This is a genomic window from Curtobacterium sp. NPDC089991 (genome assembly GCF_044748425.1).
Classification (GTDB): Bacteria; Actinomycetota; Actinomycetes; order Actinomycetales; family Microbacteriaceae; genus Curtobacterium.
Window position 1 is genome coordinate 342,674 of record NZ_JBIVGB010000003.1, and the last position, 23,047, is coordinate 365,720.

The following is a 23,047-nucleotide window of genomic DNA, read 5'->3' on the forward strand; positions in this document are numbered from 1 at the left end:
CCCTTTTGGTTGAAGCGTCAACCATTGTTCACCGAAGCGTCGCGAAGCGGTGGTCGTGCGGTGCGCTGAGCCCGGCCTGCAGGAGGCGTCTCACACGCTGTACGAATCGATCGACACCTCGGCCGACGTCGTCCGCCGTGGCCCGGACCAACCACCAGTCCACGTCCTTCAAGTGCTCACCGCGGGTGAGGTCCTTCCGGAAGGTGGCCGGGTCGGTGCGGTGGAGATCGCTCTCGTACTCGATCGCCACCCGTGCTGCGGGGTAGGCGAGGTCCACGCACGCGATCCACCTGCCGTCCACGATCACGTCGTGGTTCAGGGCGGGTTCCGGGAGTCCCTGGCGGACGAGGGTCAGCCGTGCCCTGGTCTCACCCGGGGAACGAGAACCCGGCCTGATCTCGGCGAGAGCGTGGCGCAGCTTCACGACGCCCCGGAGCCCGCGCCGCCGGCCGACTGCCAGGATCAGCTCGTCGAGGGTCGCCCATCCGAGCCACCCGACGAGGGCGTCACCCGCGATGATCAGTTCGTCGAGCGTCAACATCGTGCTCAGCGCGACGAACGTGTCCGCTGGCGTCGTCAGACGCACACCTCGGCTGGTGGTCGCACGGACCCTGCCGAGGTGGGCGCGGTGTCCGACGGCGCCGCGGACGCGAAGCGCCTGATCGACCCCGATCGTCGTGACGTGGAGCCGCGGCGAGCCCTCGAGCCGGCGGGGGAGCGGGATGCCGAGGATCGCGGCGGCCGTGACGTGGCTGAACACCTGGTCGGGGCGCAGCCGGGGAGCCAGCGCGCGGGCGCGTTCGTCAACGGTTCGCGGCGGAACCGCGGATCGGGTGCCGTGGAACGGGCGGACGAGGTCACGTGCCTCGAGGCGGCCGCGGGACACCCCTCGATGCAGTGCGTCACGGACGCGGAACGAGGCGTCCCGCAGCGCCAACGGGAGTCGGCGTCTGGCGGTCATCTCCACATCGTGGAGCCGAGCGGGCGCGACGGTGGCGAGTCGTGCCTCCAGTGTGGACGGCCCGCGATCCTGGCGCCCCTGTGGAGGAATCGCGCCGCGGTCGAGCGGGCGAAACACCGGGGTCCGGCTGCGTGGCGACCGCGGCATTTCGCCCGCTCGCGGGGGCGCCCGCCGGCGCGGACCGCAGCGCTGCCCGCCCGGCCGGTCGGTCAGCGCAGCGGTCGGGACCGCGGCGACGGCGTCAGCCCGCCCATCGCGGCGAGGCTCCCGCGGTCGCGACATCGTCGACGGCGCGAACGGTCGTATTGCCAGGGTGTCGCCGTCGGGCACGCCGGCATTTCGCCCGCTCGCGGGACGGGATCCACCCTCGCGGGACCGGCGCTCGCGGCGGCCGACCGCACCGCACGCCCCACCCACCCCCGCCCCACCCCGCGGCGGGCGGCAGGCACTCGCGGGGCCCCTCACGTGTCGGCGGGCTCCAGTAGCGTCGGGACCATGGAATTCAGGTACCTGGGCAACTCCGGACTCAAGATCTCCGAGATCACCTACGGCAACTGGCTGACGCACGGCTCGCAGGTCGAGAACGACGTCGCCTCCCAGTGCGTGCGGGCAGCGCTCGACGCCGGCATCACCACGTTCGACACCGCGGACACGTACGCCAACACCGCCGCCGAGACCGTCCTCGGCGAAGCACTCAAGGGCGAGCGGCGTGCGGGGCTCGAGGTCTTCACGAAGGTCTACTGGCCCACCGGCCCGAAGGGGCACAACGACACGGGCTTGAGCAGGAAGCACATCCTCGAGTCGATCAACGGCTCGCTGACCCGCCTGCAGACCGACTACGTCGACCTCTACCAGGCGCACCGCTACGACCACGAGACCCCCCTCGAAGAGACCATGCAGGCCTTCGCGGACGTCGTCCGCCAGGGCAAGGCGCTCTACATCGGCGTCAGCGAGTGGAACGCCGAGCAGATCCGCGCCGGCGCCGCGCTGGCGAAGGAGCTCGGCTTCCAGCTCATCTCGAACCAGCCGCAGTACTCGATGCTGTGGCGGGTCATCGAGGGCGAGGTCGTCCCCGCCTCGAAGCAGCTCGGCCTGTCGCAGATCGTCTGGTCGCCCATCGCGCAGGGCGTGCTGACCGGCAAGTACAAGCCGGGTCAGCCGCTGCCCGAGGGCTCACGCGCCACGGACGAGAAGGGCGGCGCCGACATGATCAAGCGGTTCATGCGCGACGAGGTCCTCGAGGCCGTGCAGCGCCTGCAGCCCGTCGCCGACCAGGCCGGCCTCACCCTCGCGCAGCTCGCGATCGCGTGGACGCTGCAGAACGACAACGTCGCCAGCGCGATCGTCGGTGCCTCGCGTCCGGAGCAGGTCACGGACAACGTGAAGGCAGCGGGCGTCACGCTCGATGCCGACGCGCTCGCCGCCATCGACGAGGCGCTGGGTGACCTCCCGGAGCGCGACGCGGCCAAGACCGTGTCCCCGGCGCAGCGTCCCGCCTGAGACGCGACCCACCATCGGACGGGAGGCCCGTGGCGACGCCGCCACGGGCCTCCCGTCCGCTTTTCGGTCGGCCGCACAGCCCTGTTGGCCTGCACAGACCGGTCCGGTCTGCACAGATCGGCCGTCCGTACCCCGGATGAACGGCACGTGTCGTGGAACTGGCAGACACCTGGGTAAGCCCGTACCCCACCCAAACCGCAGTCGCGTTACCCCCGAATCGGGGGCATGACCCGAACTGATACCCCCGTTCTGGTGTCACCCGACACCGGTACGGTGCCGACCGTGCGACCCGGCACGGTCTCGCGCCTGCTCGCCACCGCGAGGCAACTCGCGTCGTTCGGCACGATCGGTGCCGTCTGCTTCGTCATCGACCTGGGCATCTACAACCTGCTGCGCGCCACCGTCATGCCCGACGGTCCCATCGCCGCGAAGATCGTGTCGGCCGTCGTGGCGACCGCCGTGGCGTGGATCGGCAACCGCTTCATCACGTTCCGCGCCGAGCGCCAGACCGGCCGCCGCGAGACCGTGCGCGAGGGGCTGCTCTTCGCTGCCACGAACCTGATCGGGCTCGGCATCGCCGCGGCCTGCCTGTTCGTCTCGCACTACGTCCTCGGGTTCACCTCGACCTTCGCCGACAACGTCGCCGGCAACGGCGTCGGCCTCGTGCTCGGAACCGCCTTCCGGTTCGCCGCGTACAAGGCCCTCGTCTTCCGTTCCACCGATGCTCGTCGCACGAAGGGGCTCGCCGCATGACCATCTCCGCCACGCTGCTAACGGCCGCAGGGCCGCTGCTCCAGCCGAACGAGGGGACCGCTCCGTCGAGCGTCCCGAACCGAGGGACCACCGACGTCCCGACCGGAGGCTCCGGTGCCGCCCAGCAGGCCGCGTGGTCGCTGGGCGAGTGGATCGGCTACTCCGCGCTCATCGCGATCTCCGTGCTGCTCACGATCGTCGCGCTCACCACGCTGTGGTGGATGCTGCACGCATGGCGCTCGCGGGACGCGCTGAAGTCGACGAGCTTCAGCCAGACCCCGCGCCCGGCCGCGCACCGCTTCACCCTGCTGGTGCCCGGGCGGCACGAGCAGGAGGTCATGGGCCAGACGCTCGACATGCTCGCGAAGCAGGACCACCCCAACTTCGAGATCATCGCGATCGTCGGCGAGGACGACCCGGAGACGGACGCCGTCGTGCGCGCCGCCGCAGCCCGCCACCCCGAGCTGATCCGGGTGGTCGTCGACGACACCCTGCCGAAGAACAAGCCGAAGGCGATGAACCTGGCGCTGCAGTACGCGACCGGTGACGTCGTCGGCGTGTTCGACGCCGAGGACGAGGTCTACCCGCACCTGCTCACCCTGGTGGACTCGCGGTTCCAGGAGACCGGCGCCGACGTCGTGCAGGGCGGCGTGCAGCTGATGAACTTCAAGTCCAGCTGGTGGTCGCTGCGGAACGTCCTGGAGTACTACTTCTGGTTCCGCTCGCGCCTGCACTTCCACGCCGGCTCGAAGTTCATCCCGCTCGGCGGCAACACCGTCTTCGTGACGAAGGAACGCCTCGACTGGTCGAACGGCTGGGACGCGCACTGCCTCGCCGAAGACTGCGAGCTCGGCGTCCGGCTGTCCGCCGACGGCGCGAAGGTCGTCGTGGCGTACAGCCCCGAGGCCGTCACCCGCGAGGAGACCCCGCCGACCTTCGCCTCGCTGCTCAAGCAGCGGACGCGCTGGAACCAGGGCTTCCTGCAGGTGCTCGGCAGGGGGGAGTGGAAGAAGCTCCCGTCGTTCCGTCAGCGATTCTTCGCCCGGTACATGCTGACCATGCCGTTCATCCAGGCGGCCACCGGTCTGCTCATCCCGCTCAGCGTCCTGATGATCCTGTTCGTCAAGGTGCCGACGGCGATCGCCCTGGTGTCGTTCATCCCGGTGGCACCGACGCTCATGCTGCTGGCCGTCGAGGTCGTCGGCCTCAACGAGTTCGGTCGCATCTACAAGGAGAAGGTCCGGTTCCGCGACTACGTGAAGCTCGTGCTCGGTCTCGTGCCGTACCAGATCTTCCTCGCCGCAGCAGCCGTCCGAGCCGTCGTCCGCCACGCCAAGGGGCAGAACGGCTGGGAGAAGACGGAGCACACGGGCCAGCACCGGAACGCCGAGCAGCCCGCCGAGGTCGTCGGTTTCGCGTCGGAGTTGACCGGATCCGGGTCCGGGTCCGGGTCCGGGTCCGCGGGCGCGACGTCTTCGTCTTCGTCTTCGTCTTCCGAGCGTGAGCTCGCCGGCACGACCACAGGAGGGACCCGATGACCGCCAGCATCACCAACACCACCGGCATCCCGATCCGCGGTGCCGTCGCGGGGAACCACACCGGCATCGGCGCCTGGTTCCGCCGGCACGCCGCGAGCCTGACGTGGCTGCTGCCCGTCGTCGCCGTCACCGTCATCGTGCAGGCGTGGAACATGTCCGGCACCCCGCAGCGGATCGACGACGAGGGAACGTACACGGCGCAGGCCTGGGCGATCATGCACCTCGGCGAGATCACGCACTACACGTACTGGTACGACCACCCGCCACTCGGCTGGATCCAGATCGCCGGCTACACCGGTCTGACCGGGGCGTTCGCGCGCTACCCGTTCGCCGTCGAGGCCGGCCGCGAGGCGATGGTCTTCTTCTCCGCCGTCTCGAGCATCCTGCTGTTCGTCCTGGCCCGCCGCCTCGGTGCCGGCCGGATCACCGCTGCCGCAGCCGGACTCGTCTTCGCGCTGTCGCCGCTCGCCCTGCAGTACCACCGCACGGTCTACATCGACAACGTCGCGACGCCGTGGCTGCTCGCCGCGTTCGTCCTCGTCCTGAGCCGTCGCCAGCAACTCGCCGGGTTCGCCGGCGCCGCTGCATGCCTCGGCATCGCGGTGCTCTCCAAGGAGACGTACCTGCTCGCCCTGCCGTTCCTCATCTGGATGGCGATCCGTCGCGCCGACAAGAGCACCCGCCGGTACACGCTGAGCGTCGCCGGCGCCGTCCTCGTCATCATCGGCGGCGGGTACCTGCTGCTCGCCGCGGTCAAGGGCGAGCTGCTGCCGAGCAGTGGTCGGGTCAGCCTGTTCGAGGGCATCACCTACCAGCTCGGCTCGCGCTCGGCATCGGGTTCGCTGTTCGACCCGGGCAGCCTGGCCAACGCCGCCGCGTCGCAGTGGTGGGCGCTCGACCCGGTGTTCATCGTGCTCGGCTCGGCCGCCGCGGTCGTCGGGCTCTTCATGCGACGGGTCCGTCCGATCGCCGCGATGCTCGTCTTCCTGCTCGCGATGATGTTCCGCCCGAACGGGTACCTGCCGGTGCCGTACGTCATCATGCTCATCCCCTTCGCCGCCCTGCTGGTCGCCTACACGGCCGAGCGTGCCGTCCTGGCGATCGCCGGTCGGGTCCGCACCCGAACCCGCCTCGGCGCCGGGACCCGTCGTGGTCTCGGCATCACCTGGGCCGTCACGACCGCTGTCGCACTCGTCGTGGCGGTGCCGCTCTGGGGAACACAGCTGCGCGGCTTCGTCCTGGGCAACCTCGACCTGCCGATGCAGCAGGCCGAGCAGTGGGTCGGGGACAACGTCTCGAAGTCCTCCCGACTGCTGGTGGACGACGCCATGTGGGTCGACCTCGTCGAGGACGGCTTCGCCCGGAACAACGTGGTCTGGTACTACAAGCTCGACACCGACGGAGCCGTGGAGCGCCAGTCGCCCAACGGGTGGAAGGACTCGGACTACGTCATCACGACGGACTCCATGCGGACCGGCGGCAACTCGTCGTCCGACATCCGCCAGGCGATCGAGAACTCGACGGCCGTCGCGACCTTCGGGTCCGGTGACCAGCAGGTCGAGGTCCGACGCATCCACGCCGAGGGATCGACGGCCGCACAGACCGCGATCACCCGGGCCAGCGACCTGCGGAAGACCATGGGCACCGAGCTGGCGTCGAACCCGGCGCTCCGGGCCGACGACGGCACGAAGTCGCAGTTCCGTGCGGGTCAGGTCGACTCGCGAGCGATGATCGCGCTCGGCCAGGTGCTCGCCGACCAGGACGTCCGCGTCGACCGGTTCACCCCGCTCACGGGCGAGACCGGCCAGCCGTTCCGCACCGCCGTCCTGCACACGAGCGACGCTGCCTCGGCGGAGCGCGTGGCCGCCACCCTCGAGGCGATGCCCGATTCGTTCCGGCCGGCGTCGGTCGAGCGTGAGGGCGAACGCCTCACCGTCACCTACACCCCGGCGGACCCGACCACGACCGCGACGAGCGCCTCGTGACCCGCCGCCCCGCCGCCGCCCCGTCCGCCGCCCGGATCGCCGAGCGGGCGAAACACCCGGGTGCTCCGGATGCCGACCCCGGCATTTCGCCCGCTCGCGGGGCGGCTCGCGGGGACGCTCGCATCCACGGCCCCAGCAAGGCCCGCAGCACCACCGCAGACCACTCGACCAGCACCACGACCCGAAGGAGCACGACCATGACCGCACACACCCAGCGACGCCGCACCGTCGTCGTCGGCGCACTCGCAGCGACCCTCGTCGCCGCGACCGTCGGACTCGCAGCACCCCAGACCGCCTCCGCCGCCACCGCCGACGAGGGCTGGCTCCGTGTCGGCCACCTCTCGCCCGACACCAAGGGCGTCGACGTCGAGCTGTCCAGCCTGTCCGGCGGCAAGACGATCTTCGAGCTCGACGACGTCACGTACGGCCAGGTCAGCAAGTACCAGGAGCTCCCGGTCGGCACCTACGTGCTGTCGATGCGGGCCTCGGACGCCCCGGACTCCACGCCCGTGATCTCCACCGACGTCAAGGTCGACAAGGGCGACGCGAGCACGGTCGTCGCGTACGGCAAGAACACCGACCTCAAGACGACGGCGTTCACCGACGACCTGCAGCAGCCCGGCGACGGCAAGGCGAAGCTCCGGCTGGTCCAGGCCGCCACCACGGCGAAGCAGGTCGACGTGAGCACCTCCGAGGGCACCGCCATCGCCGAGGGCGCGAAGTTCGGTACCGCCACCAAGTACGCCACCGTCGACTCCGGCAAGTGGACGCTCGACGTCTCCGGCAGCGGCCAGCAGGGCACCGCCAGTGTCGACCTCGCGGGCAACACGGTCTCCACCCTGTTCGTCCTCGACGACAGCAAGGGCGACCTGACGGTCGTGCCGGTCACGGACGCCGCAGCCACCGCCGCGACGCCGACCGGCGGCGTGCAGACGGGTGGCGGCGGCGCAGCCGCCGACCGTCCGATGACGGAGGCCGTCCACACGGCCATCGCAGCGCTCCGCTCGCTGTACCGCTGACGCCCTGGCCGGGAGGCACGGATCACGTGCGCCGACACGCTCACGTGATCCGGGCCTCCCGTCCAGATCCATCGTCACCATCCACGGAAAGGCAGGCCAGCATGACCCGCAGGACCTGGATACCCGTCACCGCCGCAGCGGCGGTGGTCGTCGCCGTCGGCGTCGCGCTCATCGCGGTTCGCCCGTGGGGGCAGGACACCGAGGCCTCGAGCGGCTCGGCCGCCACCCCGACCTCGACCAGCGCGCCCGACGCGGCACGCTCCCCGAAGGAGCTCCGCACGGAGTTCCTCGACCGGTACGTGCAGGACGGCCGCGTCGTCCGCACCGACCAGGGCGACGACACCGTCAGCGAGGGACAGGCCTACGGGCTGCTCATCGCCTTCGCGAACGGCGACCGCGACCGGTTCGACGACATCTGGAAGTGGACGAAGACGCACATGCTGACCGACGACGACCTGCTCGCCTGGCGTTGGACGCCCGACGACGGTGTCGCCGACGAGCAGCCGGCCAGTGACGCCGACCTCGACGCCGCGCGGGCCCTGGTGCTCGCCGGCGACGCGTGGGGCGAGGACCGGTACACGACAGCCGGCAAGCGCATCGCCTCGGCGATCCTGGAACACGAGACCGCGACCACGGAGCTCGGCACGATCCTGCTGCCCGGGCCGTGGGCGGACTCCGAGCCGTACCGGTACAACGCCTCGTACGCGTCCCCGGCAGCCTTCGCGGTGCTGGCGAAGGCCACGGGCGACGACCGCTGGACCGCGCTGAACCGTGGGTCCCGCGCGGCGACCGCGGCAGTGCTCGACGAGTCGCAGCTGCCGAGCGACTGGTCGCAGGTGCACGCCGACGGCACCGTCGACCCGATGCCCGCCACCGGTGGGGACCAGCGCGTGCTGTACGGCTACGACGCGATGCGGACGCCCGTCCGCTACGCCGAGGCCTGCTCCGCCGACGACCGCGCCCTGGCTGGCTCGCTCGTCCCGACCCTGCGTCGGACGACGCAGCTCGCGGCGCAGCTCGACCTGGGCGGCACCGCCGTGACCGGGGACACGAACGCCCTGGCGTACACCGCCCGGGCCGCCGCCGAGTACGCGGCCGGTTCCTCCGGTGCGGCTGCCGACGACCTCGAGCGGGCCGACCGGACGGCTGCCACCACGCCGACCTACTACGGGGACGCCTGGGCCGCCCTCGGTTCGACCATGCTCACCTCGGACGTGCTCGGCGGCTGCGCGACGACGGCTGGAGGGGCATCGTGACCGGCCGACGGTCCGCCGGGCGTGGCTCGGTGTTCCGACGTCGTGGCGTGCTGATCGGGGCCGTGCTCGCCGCGGTCGTCGTGGGCGGCGGCGTCACCGGTGTGGCGCTCGCGTCGACCGTCGGCAGTGACGGGTCGGACGGGCGGGCCGGTTCGGCGCCGTCGAGTTCGGCTTCTGCTTCTGCTTCTGCAGGGTCGGGCATCGAGGGGTTCCAGGACCCGGCCGTACCCGCTGCCCGATCCGCGGCGACCCCCGTCAGCGTCTCGATCCCCGCGATCGGCGTGCAGTCGAACCTCGAGGACCTGCACCGCGGCACGGCCGGCGAACTCGACCCGCCCGTCGACTGGGACAGCGCCGGGTGGTTCAGCGACGGCATCGTCCCCGGTGAGGTCGGCCCGGCAGTCATCGCCGGCCACGTCGACAGCCCGACGAGCGCCGCCGTGTTCTTCCGGCTCGACGAACTGGTCGCCGGCGACGAGATCCACGTCGCGATGTCCGACGGCAGCACCCGCACCTTCACCGTCGACCGCTCGGAACGCGCCGCCAAGTCGGCGTTCCCGACGAGCGACGTCTACGGCACCACCCCGACCCCCCAGCTCCGACTGATCACCTGCGACGGCGTGTTCGACACCGCCACCGGGCACTACACGGACAATCTGATCGTGTTCGCAGACCTCTCGTCGGACTGACCCAAACACCGACCGATACATTCGATGTGGAGCACGAGGAGCACCATGAGCGAGACCCTGGTCATCATCCCGACCTACGACGAGGCGGAGAACGTCCGTCCCATCGTCGAGCGCACGCTCGCCGCCACCGACGAGAACGTCCACGTGCTGGTCGTCGACGACAACTCGCCGGACGGCACCGGTGACATCGCCGACGCCATCGCCCGTGAGACCGACCGCGTGCACGTCATGCACCGCACGGTGAAGGACGGTCTCGGCGGCGCGTACCTGTCCGGGTTCGCCTGGGGCCTCGAGCACGGCTACGCCAAGCTCGTCGAGATGGACGCCGACGGCTCGCACCACCCCGAGTACCTGCCGTGGATGCTCGAGCTCGCGGACACGAACGACCTCGTGCTCGGGTCCCGTTGGATCAAGGGCGGCAAGGTCGAGAACTGGCCCTGGTACCGCGAACTGCTCTCCCGTGGCGGCAACCTCTACACGCGCCTGGCCCTCGGCATCGCCGTCCGCGACGCCACCGGCGGGTTCCGGGTCTTCACCTCACGGGCGTTCGAGCGGATCGACCTGGCCGGCGTCGCCTCGAAGGGCTACTGCTTCCAGGTCGACCTGTGCTGGCGTGCCCTCGAGGCCGGGCTGCGCGTCGTCGAGACCCCGATCACGTTCACCGAGCGGGAGTTCGGCGTCTCGAAGATGAGCGGCAACATCGTGCGCGAGAGCCTGGCCCTCGTGACGAAGTGGGGCATCGACCGCCGCATCCGCGAGACCCGTTCCCTGGTCAAGGACCACCGGAAGCTGCCGTCCGTGCGCACGAACGCGCACGCCGTGGCCGACCACGCGGCCTGACCCGCTGGCCCACCGTTCGACGAGACTCGGGGTGGGCGACAGGACTCGTGCTGTGCAGCACGAAGACCGTCGCCCACCCCGAGTCTCGGTTCGGTGACAGTGCAGCGACTAGCGCAGCACCACCACACCCCGGCCGCGGAACCGCACGCAGTCCGTCGCGACCTCGGCCGCTCCGAACCGGTAGAGCTCTTCGCCGGTGGCACCGGGGACCGGCACCTCGGCTGCGTCGTCGAGGAAGTTCACCACGACGTGCACGGGTGCCACGTCCGGTCCGAGCAGCCCACGCGTGAGCACCAGCCACGGGCGGTCCTCGCTGAACCGCACGGCGTTCGCCTCGTACCGGTGGTCGACGAAGGCCTGGTCGGTCCGGCGCAGGGCGACGAGCACCCGGTAGGCACGCAGGATCGCCGCCCCCCGCTCGGAACTGACGTCGGCCCAGTCGAGCTTCGAGTTCGTGAACGTCGTCGGATCCTGCGGGTCCGGCACGGCCGACTCGTCCCAGCCGTGCTCCGCGAACTCGCGGATGCGGCCCTCGGCCGTCGCCTTGCCGAGCTCGGGCTCCGGGTGCGACGTGAAGAACTGCCACGGTGTCGTCGCGGCGAACTCCTCACCCATGAACAGCATGGGGGTGAACGGACCCAGCAGCGTCAGTGCCGCAGCGATGACGAGGCCTTCGTCGTCGAGCGTCGCCGCCAGACGGTCGCCCGCCGCGCGGTTGCCGATCTGGTCGTGGTTCTGGTTCGTGACCACCAGGGCCGTCGCCGGGGAGGTCCCACGGTCGATCGGTTGCCCGTGGCGCCGGCCACGGAACGACGACCACGTGCCGTCGTGGAAGAACCCGTGGTCGAGCACCTTCGCGAGTGCCGACAGCGGTGCGAAGTCGGCGTAGTAACCGTTCGTCTCGCCCGTCAGCGCCACGTGCACGGCGTGGTGGAAGTCGTCGGACCACTGTCCGGCGAGCCCGTACCCGGCGGCTTCCCGCGGGCGGAACATCACCGGGTCGTTGAGGTCCGACTCGGCGATCAGGGACAGCGGACGACCGACGAAGGAACCGTGGGCGTCCGTCTCGTCGGCCATCTCGGTCAGGACGTGCGGCCGCGTGGTGTCGCGGATCGCGTGCACGGCGTCGAGCCGGAGCCCGTCGACGTGGTGGTCGCGGAACCACATGCGCACGTTGTCGAGCACGTACCGACGCACCTCGGGGTGCTCGACGTTCACCGAGTCGCCCCACGTGTTCGCGAGCCCCTGCACCAGGTACGGCCCGAACAGCGGCAGGTAGTTGCCGCTCGGCCCGAGGTGGTTGTAGACGACGTCCTGGATGACCCCCAGGCCGAGTGAGTGCGCCGTGTCGACGAAGCGGTCGTAGGCGTCGGGGCCGCCGTAAGGGGCGTGCACCGCGTACCAGGCGACCCCGTCGTAGCCCCAGTTCCACTCACCGTTCACACCGTTCACGGGCAGCAGTTCGACGAACTCGACGCCGAGTTCGACCAGGTGGTCGAGCTTCTGCGCCGCCGCGTCGAGGGTCCCCTCCGGCGTGTAGGTGCCGACGTGCATCTCGTAGATGACGGCACCGCGGGCTGGACGCCCGGTCCACGACTCGTCGGTCCACGCGAAGCGCGCGGGGTCGACGACGGCGGACGTGCCGTGCACCCCGTCCGGCTGGAAGCGACTGCGGGGGTCGGGTCGGACCGCGTCGTCGTCGCCGAGGCGGAACCCGTAGCGGGCACCGACAACCGGCATGATCGCGTCGGTCGACCACCAGTCGTCGTCGCCCCGGGTCAGCGGGTACTCGACGTCGTCGACGACCAGCCGGACGCGGTCCGGCTCGGGCGCCCAGACGGCGTAACGGTCGGGTGCGGTCATGCGTGACCCTCCAGGATGTCGATCTCCGCTTGCGCGTCGGACTCGGTCGCCGGGGTGGTCCGGGCGGTCGACCGGGAGGCCCGTCCCGCGTCGGACGCGTCGGTCACCGTGTCGGCGTGGCCGGGTTCCCCGACCGTGGCGGCCGGCACGAGCAGCGCGACCGGGTAGGTGGTGAGCAGATCCGCGAGGGCGATGCCCCGGCTGGCCGGGAAGGTCTTGCCGGTGAGCAGGTCGACCCGGTCGACAGGGACGGCGTGCACGAGGGTGTCACCCCAGCCACCGACCCGTTCGAGGCCGATCGGCAGGCGCGTGGCGATCGTCACGGCACCGCCGCGGTCGAACGCGACGACGTGGTCCGCCGCGCTGCCCGTCGCCTCGAGCGCGAGGTACCGCGTGAAGAGCTCCGGGTGGTCGCGGCGGAGACGGAGTGCACGGGCGGTCACGAGGAGCTTCGCGGCGCCGTCGATCCCGATCGCCGGGAGGTCCTCGGGGCCGTCGTCGTCCGGGCCGTCGATCTCGGCGAGGACGTGGCGCCGCTCGGCGTAGTCCACGGCTCGGCGGTTGTCGGGGTCGACGAGGGACCGGTCCCAGAACTCGGTGCCCTGGTAGACGTCGGGGACGCCGGGTGCCGTGAGCTGCACGAGCTTCTGCGCGAGCCCGTTCGACCACCCAGCCGCGTCGATCCGTTCGTCGAGGGCATCGAGCACGGCCACCACGGCGGGCTCGTCGAACGCCGCGTCGACGAGGGCGTGCATGCGCTCCTCGAACGCCGTGTCCGGCTCGGTCCAGGTGGTGCTGTCGCCGGCTTCGCGGGATGCTTTCTCGGCGTAGGCGTGCAGCCGCTCACGACTCGCGGGACGGGCACCGACGATCGCCTGCCAGAGCAGGTCCGCGAACACACGGTCCTCGAGCGGGACGAGGGACTGCAACCGGTCGAGCGTGTCGGCCCACTCGCTGCCGAGCTCGGCCAGGACCGCGATGCGTGCGCGGGTGTCCTCGCTGCGCTTCGTGTCGTGGGTGGTGAGCGTCGTCATGGTGTGCGGCCAGCTGCCGAGCCGGTCGCGCTGCGCCTGGTGGAAGTCGGCCACGGACACCGCGAAGACGCTCGGGTCACCACCGACCTCGCTCAGGGACGTCAAGCGGGACGTGCGGTAGAACGCCGTGTCCTCGACGCCCTTGGCCATCACCATGCCGCTCGTCTGCTGCAGGCGGATCGCGGCGGCGTTGTCCGGGTCGACGAGCGCCGGTGCGATCCGGTCGATGACGTCGTCGAGGTCGGGACGGGACTCTGCCGCGCGTTCGAGCGCCGCGATGAGGTGGTGCGCGCCCTCGGGCAGGTAGGTGCGGTACACGTCGAACGACGCCACGACCTCGGCGAGGGCGTCGACGAGCCGTTCGTGCGTGATCGCGTCCGCTCCGGCGGTGACCGGCGCGAGCAGTCGGGCGAGTCGCTCGACCTCGCTGCCGAGGATCCCGTCGGCGATGCCGCGGCGGGTGTCGTGCGTGAGCTGCTGCCAGTCGGCGGGCTCCGCGCCCGACGCCGCGGTCAGCGAGGGTTCGCCCGCGGGGTCGACGAGAACGCGGTCCAGGACACCGAGGGCGTCGTACCCGGTCGTGCCGTCGACCGGCCAGGAGCTCGGGAGTTCCTCGCCGGGTTCGAGGATCTTCTCGACGAGGGTGTACGCGCCGCCGGTCAGCTCGGCGAGGTCCTGCAGGTAGCCGGCGGGGTCGTACAGTCCGTCGGGGTGGTCGATGCGCAGGCCGTCGACGAGGCCGTCGCGGAACCAGCCGCCGATCACGCCGTGCGACGCCGCGAACACCTCGGGTTCCTCGACCCGGATGGCCGCGAGCGTGTTCACCGCGAAGAACCGGCGGTAGTTCAGCTCGTGGTCCGCACGCTTCCAGTGCACGAACGCGTAGTGCTGCAGCGCGTGCACGGCCTCGACCGAGTCGCCCGGGTGGGCGGTGCCCGGCGCGGTCGGGTACGCGGTGTCGCCGACCCGGAGCACCGGGTGCTCGGCGTCGGACGTGTCGAGTGTGACCGCGTCGAGCAGCCGGTCGTCGAGGACCGGCACCCGGACCTTGCCGTCGCCGGCGTCCCAGTCGACGTCGAACGCCCAGGCGACGGGGGAGCCCTGGCCGAGTTCGAGCAGGGACCACCACCACGGGTTGACCGCCGGGGTGGCGACCCCGACGTGGTTCGGGACGACGTCGACCAGCACGCCGAGCCCGACCGCGTGCGCGGCCTCGGCGAGGACCTGGAGGGCCTCGTCACCGCCGCGGTCGGTGTCGACGTGCGTGTGGTCGACGACGTCGTAGCCGTGGTTCGAGCCGGGCTCCGACTGCAGGACCGGCGACAGGTACAGCCAGTCGGCCCCGAGGTCGTGCACGTAGTCGACGAGGTCGCGTGCGGCGGCCAGGTCGAAGTCCGCCGAGACCTGCAGCCGGTACGTCGAGACGGGAACGCGACGTCCGGCCCCCGGCGTGACGGTCGTCATCGCGCGGTGCCGCTCGGTGCGGTGGAACCGGCCGGGTTGGCCGGGGTGACGGCGTCCTGCGGGGACCGGGGCTCGGGGGCGCCGTCGTGGTGCTGGACCTCGACCGGGGTGACCGAGACCTCGTGGTTCGGCTCGGCACGCAGGACGATCATCGAGCGCGCGGGCACGTCGAGCGGTGTGCCCGCCTCGACGATCTCGTCACGGGCACCGGGCTCGGCGGTGTCGATGCGGACCGTCCAGCCGGGTGCGTACTCCTCGGGCGGCAACGTGAACGTCACGACGTCGTCGTGGGCGTTGAAGTACGTGATGAACGCCACGTCGGTGACGCGCTCGCCGCGGGAGTCGCGCCCGCGGATGCCGTCGCCGTTCAGGTACATGCCGACGCTCTTGCCGAAACCGGAGTCCCAGTCCTCCGGCGACATCGCGTCACCCTCGGGCGTGAGCCAGACGACGTCGGGCAGCGGCTCGTCCTGACCACGGCGCACCGGGCGCCCGTTGAAGTACCGGGTGCGACGGAACGTCGGGTGGTCGTGGCGCAGCTTGACCACGTCGGCCGTGAACTGGACGAGGTCGTCGTCCGCGGTGTCCCAGTCGATCCAGCTGAGCTCGGAGTCCTGTGCGTAGACGTTGTTGTTGCCGGACTGCGAACGGCCGAGCTCGTCACCGTGGGCGATCATCGGCACGCCCTGGCTGAGGAGCAGGGTCGCCAGGAAGTTCCGGCGGCGCTGGAGCCGCAGGGCGTTCACGGACTCGTCGTCCGTCGGACCCTCGGCGCCGGAGTTCCAGGACCGGTTGTGGCTCTCGCCGTCGTTGTTGTCCTCGCCGTTGGCGTCGTTGTGCTTCTCGTTGTAGGCGACGAGGTCGTACAGCGTGAAGCCGTCGTGCGCGGTGATGAAGTTGATGCTCGCCTTGGGCGTCCGGCCGTCGTGCTCGTACAGGTCGGCCGAGCCGGAGATGCGCGACGCGAACTCACCGAGGGTCGACGACTCGCCGCGCCAGAAGTCGCGCACGGTGTCGCGGTACTTGCCGTTCCACTCGGACCACTGGGGCGGGAAGTTGCCGACCTGGTAGCCGCCGGGGCCGACGTCCCACGGCTCGGCGATGAGCTTGACCTGCGACACGATCGGGTCCTGCTGCACGAGCTCGAAGAACGCGGACAGGCGGTCCACCTCGTAGAACTCGCGGGCGAGCGCCGAGGCGAGGTCGAAGCGGAAGCCGTCGACGTGCATCTCGGTCACCCAGTAGCGCAGCGAGTCGAGGATGAGCTGCAGCGAGTGCGGGTGCCCGACGTTGAGCGAGTTCCCGGTGCCCGTGTAGTCCATGTAGAACTTCTTGTCGTCGTCGACCAGGCGGTAGTACGCCGCGTTGTCGATGCCGCGGAACGACAGCGTCGGCCCGAGGTGGTTGCCCTCGGCGGTGTGGTTGTAGACGACGTCGAGCACGACCTCGATGCCGGCGCGGTGGAGCTCCCGCACCATCGTCTTGAACTCCTGCACCTGCTGCCCCTGGTCGCCCGAGGACGAGTACGAGGAGTGCGGCGCGAAGAAGCCGATGGTGTTGTAGCCCCAGTAGTTCGACAGCCCCTTGTCCTGCAGGGTCGAGTCGTTCACGAACTGGTGCACCGGCATGAGCTCGAGCGTCGTGATGCCGAGTCGCTTCAGGTGCTCGATGACCGCGGGGTGCGAGACGCCGGCGTAGGTGCCGCGCTGCTCCTCGGGCACGTCGGGGTGGGTCTCGGTGAGGCCCTTGACGTGCGCTTCGTAGATGACCGTCTCGCCGTAGGGCGTGCGCGGTGCGCGGTCGCCCTGCCAGTCGAAGAACGGGTTGATCACGACGCCCTTCATCATGTGCGCCGCGGAGTCGTCGTCGTTCGTCGAGTCCGGGTCGCCGAACGTGTAGGCGAAGAGCGACTGGTCCCAGTCGATCTCGCCGCTCGTCGCCTTGGCGTAGGGGTCGAGCAGGAGCTTCGACGGGTTGCAGCGTGCACCGTTGTCGGGGTCGTACGGGCCGTGGACACGGAAGCCGTACTCCTGGCCGGGGCCGACGTTCGGCAGGTACGCGTGCCAGACGTAGGCGTCGACCTCGACGAGGGGGATGCACTCTTCGTTGCCGTCGGTGTCGAACAGACAGAGTTCGACGCGCTCGGCGACCTCACTGAAGAGCGCGAAGTTCGTGCCGCTTCCGTCGTAGGTCGCCCCGAGCGGGTACGGGTTGCCGGGCCAGGTGTGCAAACGGTCCTCCAGGTGATGGTCGCGCCAACATATCGGTGACACCCGTCCGCGTCCGCAGACAAGCACCAGCTGTGTACCCGTGCGCGCGTGGCCCGCCCTGTGGAGGAACGGACGAGTAGCGTCGCGCGCATGGCCAACATCGTCACGCAGATCGCAGACAAGGTACGCCCGATCGGCGTCTCCACGAACTACGGAGACCCCGTCGAGGTCGGCGACCAGACCCTCATCCCAGTGTCCCTCGGCTGGTTCGGCTTCGGGGGCGGCGGGGACGACGAGAACGGCGGCGGTGGTGGCGGCGGCGCGTCGATCCCGGTCGGCGCGTACATCCGTCGCCCCGGCAAGGACCTCGAGTTCGAGCCGAACCTCATCTCGCTCGTCGCGGTGAGCATCCCGCTCGTCTGGGTGACCGGCACCGTGCTCCGCAAACTGGTGCGCGTCCTGAAGAAGTAGCGACACACCGGACGGGAGGCCCGTGGCGGACCCGCCACGGGCCTCCCGTCCGATGTGTGGTCGCGACCCGTCACGTGGTCGCGACCACGTCTAGACTGCTGGGACACACACGGGAGTCCGGGACCGCCGGGCTGAGAGGGAGCGAGTGGCGCTCCGACCGTCGAACCTGATCCGGATCATGCCGGCGCAGGGAGGAGTCCAGCACCATGTCTTCTGGCACGTCATCAACCGTCCACACCGCCCCGCGGCGATCGCTGCGCTGGCGGGTCGTCGACATCGTCGTCGCGAGCGTGCTCGCGGTGGCACTCGGCGTCGTCTTCCGGCTGTGGGAGTTCGGCTACGAACCCATCAGCGCCGTCATGGACCTCGTCCTCCCGGGCACGAAGGCCCTGTTCGGCGGAGTCTGGTTGCTCGCCGGGCCGCTCGTCGCGATCGTCGTCCGCAAGCCCGGCGCCGCGCTCTACGGCGAGATGGTCGCCGCGTCCGTCGAGGCACTGTTCGGCACGCAGTGGGGGTGGCTGACGCTCGAGGCCGGACTGGTCCAGGGACTCGGCGCCGAGATCGTCCTCGCACTCTTCCTGTACCGCGTGTACCGGCTGCCGGTCGTCGTCCTGGCGGGGGCCGCAGCCGGTCTCGCGCTCGGCATCAACGACACCGTGCTGTGGTACCCGGGTCTCGACGCCGCGTTCAAGGTCGTCTACGTCGTGTGCGCGATCGTGTCGGGTGCCGTCATCGCGGGCGCCGGCTCATGGCTGGTCGTCCGGGCGCTCGCACGCACCGGCGTGCTCTCGTCGTTCGCGGCCAGCCGGGAGCACAGCCGGCGTCGGCCGCGCGAACTGGTGTGACGGTGTCCGCTCCGTCGTCGACGTCCCCGGACGTCGTCGGCGTGCGCGCCGCGCGCATCGCGTTCCGCGACTGGGGATGGCGTTACCCCGAACGTGCCGAGTGGGCCGTCCGCGGCGTCGACCTGACCGTCGAGCCGGGGGAGCGGGTCGCGATCGTCGGGCCGTCCGGCTCCGGCAAGTCGACGCTGCTCCGGGCAGTGGCCGCCGTGCTGCCCGACGAACCCGACCCCACCGACGACACCGCTGCTTCCGTGCAGGGTTCGGTCCTGGTCGACGGTGCCGACCCCCGCGCGGTCCGCGGGCGTGTCGGCCTCGTCATGCAGGACCCCGAGGCGCACACCGTGATGTCGCGGATCGGCGACGACGTGGCCTTCGGGTGCGAGAACCTCGGCGTCCCGCGCGCCGAGACCTGGGCACGGGTGCGCTCGGCGCTCGCGGTCGTCGGGCTCGACCTGCCCCTCGACCGTTCGACCGCGATGCTCTCCGGCGGCCAGCGGCAACGACTGGCGCTCGCCGGGGTGCTCGCGATGCGTCCGGGAGCCCTCGTGCTCGACGAACCCTGCGCGAACCTCGACCCGGCCGGCGTGGCCCAGGTGCACGACGCCGTCCGCGCACTGCTCGAAGAGACGGGGGCGACCCTGCTCGTGGTGGAGCACCGGATCGGCACCTGGCTCGACCTGGTCGACCGCCTCGTGCTGCTCGAGCCCGGCGGCGGGGTCGTCGCGGACGGCGCGCCTGCCGAGGTGCTCGTGCGCCACGGCGCCGCGCTCACCGCGGCCGGGGTGTGGGTGCCCGGCGCCGAGCCGGAGCGTGGCGCGGCCCGCGGGCGGCCTGCTGCGGCTGCGGCTGCGCGAACGGGCGAAATGCCCGGGTCGGCTGCCGAGGGGACCGCGGCATTTCGCCCGCTCGGCGAGGGGGCGGGCACGGGAGCGGGCGCGCTGCTCGAAGCGCGGGACCTCGGGACCGCCCGGGGCAAGCGACAGCGGGTGGGAAGCGGGATCGACCTCGAACTCCGAGCCGGGCAGGTCCTGGCGATCACGGGGCCGAACGGGATCGGCAAGTCGACGCTCGGCCTCACGCTCGCGGGGCTCCTGCCTCCGGTCGCGGGGGAGCTCGCGGCCACGACGGACCTCGCCTCAGGCCTCGACGCGGCGCCGCACACGTGGTCGAGCCGCGAACTCGCCGCTCGCATCGGCACCGTCTTCCAGGACCCCGAGCACCAGTTCGTCGCCGGCTCCGTCCGCGAGGAGGTCGAGGCCGGCCCCCGCGCGATCGGTGCTCCGGACGCCGCGGGTCGGGCGGACGTGCTCCTCGGCGAGTTCGGCCTCGCCCACCTCGCCGAGGCCAACCCGTTCACGCTGTCCGGCGGCGAGCAGCGACGGCTCGCCATCGCCGCGGTCGTCGCCGCGCGGCCGCCGCTCGTCGTGCTCGACGAACCGACCTCCGGGCAGGACCGGTCCACGTGGGACGCCGTCGTCCGGCACCTCGGAGCACTCGCCGACTACGGCACCACCGTCGTCGCCGTCACGCACGACCGCGACCTGATCCGGGCGCTCGACGCCGACGAGGTCGTGCTCGCGGCGGACGGCGCCCGGCGCGTGGACCGCGACCAAGGGCGCGTGGAACGCGACCAGGGGGGTGCGACGGCGACCACCCCGGAGACGGTGCCGACGGCGGCGGGCCGAGCCGCGCCTCCAGGCCGAACCGACCGAGCCGACCGAGCCGCCGTCCAACCGGTGGCCTCGCTCGTCGGCGTCCTCGCGCTCGGCGTGTGCCTCGTGCTGAGCCTGGACGTCGTGTCCGCAGCCGTCGCCCTCGCGGTCGAGCTCGCGCTGCTGCCCCTCCTGCGGCTGCCGGTGCGGACCCTGCTGCTGCGGGTGTCACCGGTCCTGGTGGCCGTGCCGCTCACGGCGGTGAGCATCGCGCTGTACGGGCGGCCCTCCGGACGGGAGTGGTTCGACTTCGGCTTCGCCCACGTCACCGACGGGTCGCTCACGCTCGCGTTGGCGACGGCGCTCCGCGTGCTCGCGGTGGGGCTGCCCGCGGTCGCGTTGTTCATCCGCGTCGACCCGACCGACCTGGCCGACGGGCTCGCGCAGGTGCTGCGGCTGCCGGCGCGGTTCGTGCTCGGGGCCCTCGCGGCCATCCGGATGATGACGCTGCTCGTGGACGACTGGCGGCAGCTCGCGATGGCGCGGCGTGCGCGGGGTCTTGCCGACACCGGACGGCTGCGGCGCGGGGCATCGATGGCGTTCGCGCTGCTGGTCCTGGCACTGCGACGGGCGACGACGTTGGCGGTGGCGATGGAGTCGCGCGGGTTCGGGGCTCCCGGGCGACGCACGTGGGCGCGGGTCGCCCGGTTCGCGTGGCCGGAGTGGGCGATGGTCGCGGTGCTCGTCGGGATCGGTGTCGCGTCGATCGCGGTCGCCGTGGCAGCGGGGACCTGGCGTGCGTGAGTCGGCGGGCCCGGTGGCCCCGGCGGACCAGGTGGACCCGGTTGACCCGGCGGACCCGTCGGACCCGTCGGGCGGCGACGGTCTCGCCGCAGGTGTCGCCGCAGCTGCTGCAGGCGCCGCGGCAGCGTCGGGCGGGCGCCTCGTGGTCCTGGTCGACGGGCGCTCCGGCACCGGCAAGACGACTCTCGGCGACCAGCTCGCGCAGCTGCTGGGGGCGCAGGTCGTGCACCTCGACGACGTCTACCCGGGGTGGGACGGACTCCGCGCGGCGGCCGACGCCGTGGTCCGCGACGTGCTCGGGCCTCCCAGCGGGTACCGCCGGTGGGACTGGGTGGCCGACGGCCCGGCGGAGTGGACCGCGGTCGACCCCGACCTGCCGATCGTGATCGAGGGCTGCGGGGCGGTGTCCCGGGCGTCAGCGCCGCTGGCTTCGTTGGCGGTGTGGCTCGAGGCCGACGACGCAGTCCGCTGGGACCGGGCGATCGGCCGCGACGGCGACACCTTCGCGCGCGAGTGGGACCGGTGGGCGGCGCAGGAGCAGGACTTCATCGCCGCCGAGGACCCGGCGTCCCTGGCCGACGTGGTGCTGCGGACATAGCGGGTCGCCGCGAGTCTCGGACCGCCCGCGCCGAGTCTCGGGCCGGCCGCGCCGAGTCTCGGGCTGCGCGACAGTTCACGGACGCCCGGGCGCGAGAACTGTCGCTCACCGCGAGACTCGGCCCCGCGCGCGGCCCCGCGCAGCGCCCCGCGCGCCGCCCCGCGCGCCGCCCCGCGCGCCGCGGCCCCGCGCCCGCGCGACCGGGTCCACCGCGAACACCGCCGCCACGATGGTCAGCACCGCGTACACCCCGAGGTACCCGCACAGGATCCACGGCGAGCCCCCACCGAGCTCCACGAACACCGCAGCGAGCAGCGGCGTCAGCCCCACCGAGAAGATCGACCCGATCTGGTACCCGAGCGACATCCCCGAGTACCGCCGACCGGTCGGGAACTGCTCCGCGAACCAGGCCGCCTGCGGCCCGTAGATGCTGTCGTGGAAGACGCACATCCCGATCAGCGCCACGAGCGGCAGCAGCACGAGCGGCCCGGCGTCGAGGAACGCGAAGAACGGCCAGATGAGCACGGCGATGCCGACGGCCGACCAGATCGTGAGCACGCGGCGTCCCACCCGGTCGGACAGCCACCCCCAGAACGGCGTCGACACGAGCGACACCGCCGAGATGACGAGCACCGCCTGCAGACCGGCGTCCGAGCCCGCCGGTCCCCGTACGGCTGCGAGGTAGGTCAGCGAGTACGTCGTCAGGATCGAGTACAGCGCGGGCTGCACCAGGCGCAGCCCGGCGGTCACCAGGATCGCGCGCGGGTGGTGTCGGATCGCCTGCCAGACCGGGAACCGCTCGACCCCGCCGGAGGCCCGCAGCTCCTGGAACACCGGAGCGTCCTGCACGCCGAGCCGGATCACCAGGCCGACGGCCACGATCACCGCGGAGAACAGGAACGGCAGCCGCCAGCCCCAGGCCAGGAACACCTCGTTGCCGAGCAGGGACCGCACCAGGGTGAACACGCCGGTCGCGAGCAGCATCCCGCCCGCCGACCCCATCTGCGTGAACGCCCCGAACAGCCCGCGGTGCCGTTCGGGCGCGTGCTCGACGGACAGCAGCGCGGACCCGCCCCACTCCGCGCCGGCGGCGACGCCCTGCAGCAGCCGCAGGAACACCAGCGCGACGACGGCACCGACCCCGATGGTCGCCGCCGACGGCACGACCCCGATCAGGGTCGACGCGATGCCCATCAGCACCAGGGACGCGACGAGCAGCTTCTTCCGTCCGATGCGGTCGCCCAGGTGTCCGGCGATCACCCCGCCGAGCGGCCGCGCGACGAAGCCGACCCCGTAGGTCGCGAACGACGCGATCACGCCGATCGCCGGCGTCACCGACGGGAAGAACGTGGGCGCGAACACCAGGGCGGACGCCGTCGCGTACAGGTAGAAGTCGTAGTACTCGACCGTCGTGCCGACGAACGAGGCGAGGGCGACCCGACGACGGGTCGCGCCCGTCGTCGGTTCGGCACGGCGGACGGGAGGCGCGGCAGCAGTGGTCGGGGTCGGCATGCCTCAGCAGCATGGTCGGCTCCGACGTCCGGTGGAACCAGCCGCGTAACGCG

Annotated in this window: 17 protein-coding genes and 1 riboswitch; of the genes, 12 read left to right on the forward strand and 5 right to left on the reverse strand. The window is 71.6% G+C overall.

Going from position 1 to position 23,047, the window contains the following annotated elements; translation table 11 throughout:
- Nucleotides 1-28: 28 nt before the first annotated feature.
- A complete protein-coding gene (locus tag ACIPV1_RS10935) occupies nucleotides 29-961 on the reverse strand; it encodes a hypothetical protein (protein ID WP_123938907.1) in 933 nt (310 codons plus the stop codon).
- A gap of 495 nt (nucleotides 962-1,456) precedes the next feature.
- Here ACIPV1_RS10935 and ACIPV1_RS10940 point away from each other — a divergent pair, with 495 nt between their 5' ends.
- The 8 genes from ACIPV1_RS10940 to ACIPV1_RS10975 all read left to right on the forward strand — a co-directional run bounded on the left by ACIPV1_RS10940 (nucleotide 1,457) and on the right by ACIPV1_RS10975 (nucleotide 10,541).
- On the forward strand, nucleotides 1,457-2,461 hold the full coding sequence (locus tag ACIPV1_RS10940) for an aldo/keto reductase family protein (protein ID WP_123294033.1): 1,005 nt from the start codon (nucleotides 1,457-1,459) through the stop codon (nucleotides 2,459-2,461).
- A gap of 282 nt (nucleotides 2,462-2,743) precedes the next feature.
- Nucleotides 2,744-3,214, forward strand: coding sequence for a GtrA family protein (locus ACIPV1_RS10945; protein ID WP_243649870.1), 471 nt, complete (start codon nucleotides 2,744-2,746; stop codon nucleotides 3,212-3,214).
- A complete protein-coding gene (locus ACIPV1_RS10950; protein ID WP_402726354.1) occupies nucleotides 3,211-4,752 on the forward strand; it encodes a glycosyltransferase in 1,542 nt (513 codons plus the stop codon). Before ACIPV1_RS10945 ends, ACIPV1_RS10950 begins: the two co-directional genes overlap by 4 nt.
- Nucleotides 4,749-6,737 (forward strand): glycosyltransferase family 39 protein, encoded by a 1,989-nt coding sequence (locus ACIPV1_RS10955; protein WP_132099623.1) that lies wholly within the window; start codon nucleotides 4,749-4,751, stop codon nucleotides 6,735-6,737. Before ACIPV1_RS10950 ends, ACIPV1_RS10955 begins: the two co-directional genes overlap by 4 nt.
- Nucleotides 6,738-6,934: 197 nt before the next feature.
- A complete protein-coding gene (locus ACIPV1_RS10960; protein ID WP_123294030.1) occupies nucleotides 6,935-7,756 on the forward strand; it encodes a DUF4397 domain-containing protein in 822 nt (273 codons plus the stop codon).
- A gap of 101 nt (nucleotides 7,757-7,857) precedes the next feature.
- Nucleotides 7,858-9,012 (forward strand): glycosyl hydrolase family 8, encoded by a 1,155-nt coding sequence (locus ACIPV1_RS10965; protein WP_402726355.1) that lies wholly within the window; start codon nucleotides 7,858-7,860, stop codon nucleotides 9,010-9,012.
- Nucleotides 9,009-9,701: a class F sortase gene (locus tag ACIPV1_RS10970; RefSeq protein WP_402726356.1), complete on the forward strand. Its 693-nt coding sequence runs from the start codon at nucleotides 9,009-9,011 to the stop codon at nucleotides 9,699-9,701. Before ACIPV1_RS10965 ends, ACIPV1_RS10970 begins: the two co-directional genes overlap by 4 nt.
- Nucleotides 9,702-9,746: 45 nt before the next feature.
- Nucleotides 9,747-10,541 carry a polyprenol monophosphomannose synthase gene (locus ACIPV1_RS10975; protein WP_123294027.1) on the forward strand — a complete coding sequence of 265 codons (795 nt, stop codon included), beginning with the start codon at nucleotides 9,747-9,749 and terminating at the stop codon, nucleotides 10,539-10,541.
- Between the two features lie 108 nt (nucleotides 10,542-10,649).
- Here ACIPV1_RS10975 and treZ read toward each other — a convergent pair whose 3' ends face one another.
- The 3 genes from treZ to glgX are packed head-to-tail and all read right to left on the reverse strand — an operon-like array spanning nucleotide 10,650 to nucleotide 17,133.
- Nucleotides 10,650-12,404: a malto-oligosyltrehalose trehalohydrolase gene (treZ, locus tag ACIPV1_RS10980; RefSeq protein WP_402726357.1), complete on the reverse strand. Its 1,755-nt coding sequence runs from the start codon at nucleotides 12,402-12,404 to the stop codon at nucleotides 10,650-10,652.
- Nucleotides 12,401-14,902, reverse strand: a complete 2,502-nt coding sequence (treY, locus tag ACIPV1_RS10985; protein ID WP_402726358.1) for a malto-oligosyltrehalose synthase — start codon at nucleotides 14,900-14,902, stop codon at nucleotides 12,401-12,403. Before treY ends, treZ begins: the two co-directional genes overlap by 4 nt.
- Nucleotides 14,899-17,133 (reverse strand): glycogen debranching protein GlgX, encoded by a 2,235-nt coding sequence (gene glgX / locus ACIPV1_RS10990; protein ID WP_123294024.1) that lies wholly within the window; start codon nucleotides 17,131-17,133, stop codon nucleotides 14,899-14,901. The genes treY and glgX overlap by 4 nt, the downstream gene beginning before the upstream one ends.
- A 129-nt stretch (nucleotides 17,134-17,262) precedes the next feature.
- On the opposite strand from glgX, the gene ACIPV1_RS10995 reads away from it, so the two are divergent.
- From ACIPV1_RS10995 to ACIPV1_RS11010, 4 genes are all read left to right on the forward strand, one after another.
- Nucleotides 17,263-17,583: a hypothetical protein gene (locus ACIPV1_RS10995; RefSeq protein ID WP_111086838.1), complete on the forward strand. Its 321-nt coding sequence runs from the start codon at nucleotides 17,263-17,265 to the stop codon at nucleotides 17,581-17,583.
- A 99-nt stretch (nucleotides 17,584-17,682) separates the two neighbouring features.
- Nucleotides 17,683-17,794: riboswitch (TPP riboswitch) on the forward strand.
- Nucleotides 17,790-18,428: an ECF transporter S component gene (locus ACIPV1_RS11000; protein WP_402726359.1), complete on the forward strand. Its 639-nt coding sequence runs from the start codon at nucleotides 17,790-17,792 to the stop codon at nucleotides 18,426-18,428. Its footprint overlaps the riboswitch before it by 5 nt.
- A complete protein-coding gene (locus ACIPV1_RS11005; protein WP_402726360.1) occupies nucleotides 18,332-20,884 on the forward strand; it encodes an ATP-binding cassette domain-containing protein in 2,553 nt (850 codons plus the stop codon). The genes ACIPV1_RS11000 and ACIPV1_RS11005 overlap by 97 nt, the downstream gene beginning before the upstream one ends.
- Nucleotides 20,877-21,482, forward strand: coding sequence for an ATP-binding protein (locus ACIPV1_RS11010; RefSeq protein WP_402726361.1), 606 nt, complete (start codon nucleotides 20,877-20,879; stop codon nucleotides 21,480-21,482). The genes ACIPV1_RS11005 and ACIPV1_RS11010 overlap by 8 nt, the downstream gene beginning before the upstream one ends.
- A 105-nt stretch (nucleotides 21,483-21,587) precedes the next feature.
- Here ACIPV1_RS11010 and ACIPV1_RS11015 read toward each other — a convergent pair whose 3' ends face one another.
- The gene (locus ACIPV1_RS11015) at nucleotides 21,588-22,994 is read right to left on the reverse strand and encodes an MFS transporter (RefSeq protein ID WP_402726362.1); all 1,407 of its coding nucleotides are present in this window, start codon (nucleotides 22,992-22,994) and stop codon (nucleotides 21,588-21,590) included.
- Between the last annotated feature and the right edge of the window lie 53 nt (nucleotides 22,995-23,047).